Source organism: Methanoregula sp. (assembly GCF_003170075.1).
Lineage (GTDB): Archaea > Halobacteriota > Methanomicrobia > Methanomicrobiales > Methanospirillaceae > Methanoregula.
Map to the genome: position 1 here is coordinate 10,802 of NZ_PMZU01000003.1, position 1,696 is coordinate 12,497.

General features: G+C 56.2%; 2 protein-coding genes. Both read left to right on the forward strand.

Annotated elements, in window-relative coordinates:
- Positions 1–146: 146 nt before the first annotated feature.
- On the forward strand, positions 147–1,058 hold the full coding sequence (locus QZN75_RS00240) for an ArdC family protein (protein ID WP_292423202.1): 912 nt from the start codon (positions 147–149) through the stop codon (positions 1,056–1,058).
- On the forward strand, positions 1,055–1,318 hold the full coding sequence (locus QZN75_RS00245) for a hypothetical protein (RefSeq protein WP_292423204.1): 264 nt from the start codon (positions 1,055–1,057) through the stop codon (positions 1,316–1,318). Before QZN75_RS00240 ends, QZN75_RS00245 begins: the two co-directional genes overlap by 4 nt.
- Positions 1,319–1,696 lie beyond the last annotated feature (378 nt).

Genomic DNA, 1,696 nt, shown 5'->3' on the forward strand with positions numbered 1-1,696 from the left:
ATGATAACGATCAACGATGTGCAGTACGTCTCCCCACTCGCACAGCTAAAAGGGATGCTCAAGGGGGAGCGGAAATATGCGAATGTCTCGACTATGCGCCCGGTACAGCCTCTCGCAGCAACCACCCAGCCCGCCGGGGTGCACGCATGAAAGCCGCTGATGTAAAAGCGCAGATCAACGAGCGGATCATCAAAGCATTATCAGAGGGAAAAATCCCCTGGTTGAAACCGTGGACCGAGAACGGCCCGCGAAATCTTTTCAGCGGCAGAGCATACACCGGGCTGAACCGGTTAATTCTCGGGCTCGGTCCCTATCCCCTCCCTTTTTGGGCAACCTACCGGCAGTATCTCGCCGCAGGGCTTCAGGTCCAGAAGGGCGAGCACGGCCACGGGATTATCTACGCGGGCCGGACTGTCAAGACCGAGACAAAGAAGGATGAGAACGGTAAGGAGACCGAAAATAAAAAACAAATCCGGTTTCTAAAAGCCTTCGTTGTCTTCAACGTCGCACAAACCGATTACATAGAGCAGGGGTACAAACTCCCCGATGTAAAAGAGAATCTCCACCTTCTCGGATGCGATGCGGTCATTCATGACTACACAGGCCGAGAGAATATAACAATCACCGCAGGAGACCGGGCCGCATTCCTCCCGCAGATGGATAGGATCACCATCCCGGATATCTGCCAGTTCAGAACGTCGGAACACTATTACGCGACGATGTTTCATGAGTGCGTCCACTCCACCGGGCCACGGCTCGAACGGTTCAAGCGGACCGATCCGGTCTGCTTCGGTTCCGACACCTACGGACGCGAGGAACTGGTCGCCGAGATCGGGAGTGCTTACCTGGCAGCTCTCACCGGCATTGATTCATCGGCGATTGTTCAGAATCAGGCAGCCTATCTCCAGAACTGGGCAACGGCGATCAAAGCCGATGCAGATCTCGTGATGTATGCAGCGGGCAGAGCAGAGAAGGCAGCGGATTTTATGATCGGGGTTTCGGCCCCTGTCCCCACCGGTGCCAGCGGGACCGATGCAGCGGAAGGGGTGACAGCATGAACACAATTTTTGATGCCATGCCGGTAAAGGTCCTCGAAGAACTCGAACGCATCGAAACCACCCTGCCCGAGCTAGAGAGCCGGGCATTCCGGTTACTGGCCCAAGCGCAGGATCTCCGCAGCAGGCACGATGAGATCATCGCATCATGGAAAGCGAAGGCAGCATGGGAAGGCTTAGATAATCTGGTTGCCGAGAGACAGCGGCTGGATGCGATCGCATGGATATCAGATCCACTCCCGAGCGGGATTACATCGGAATAGAGAGGCCTCCGTGATCAGCAGGCGTGAATTCTGGGAGCACCGCAAAAACCGGATCACCATCTGGGGACTGTGGAAATTTTTTGTATGGCGGTTGCACCGGATGAAGAAAAAAATCCTTTTTTATTGCGGATAAACGGTGGCCCGGACAGGGACACCATGAGTCCAATCAAGAGCCCTGCCGGGTTGGTACACTATACGTCGTCCGGCATTATCTTTTTTGTTCATGCTGGCCCACCCAGGCACACAGCGCGACAGGTCGCTGATGCGCCCCGTAACCGCGCCGTGTAGCCATGACCCGCCCGGACCGCTGCCGTGTGCCTGTCCTGTTGAGCAGGCCTGATCTTACCTGGCCCGCCCGATGCTCACGCGACACGGCGA

Coding starts and splice junctions, on each gene's coding strand:
- QZN75_RS00240 (WP_292423202.1), top strand. CDS start 147: ATGAAAGCCGCTGATGTAAAAGCGCAGATCAACGAGCGGATCATCAAA.
- QZN75_RS00245 (WP_292423204.1), top strand. CDS start 1,055: ATGAACACAATTTTTGATGCCATGCCGGTAAAGGTCCTCGAAGAACTC.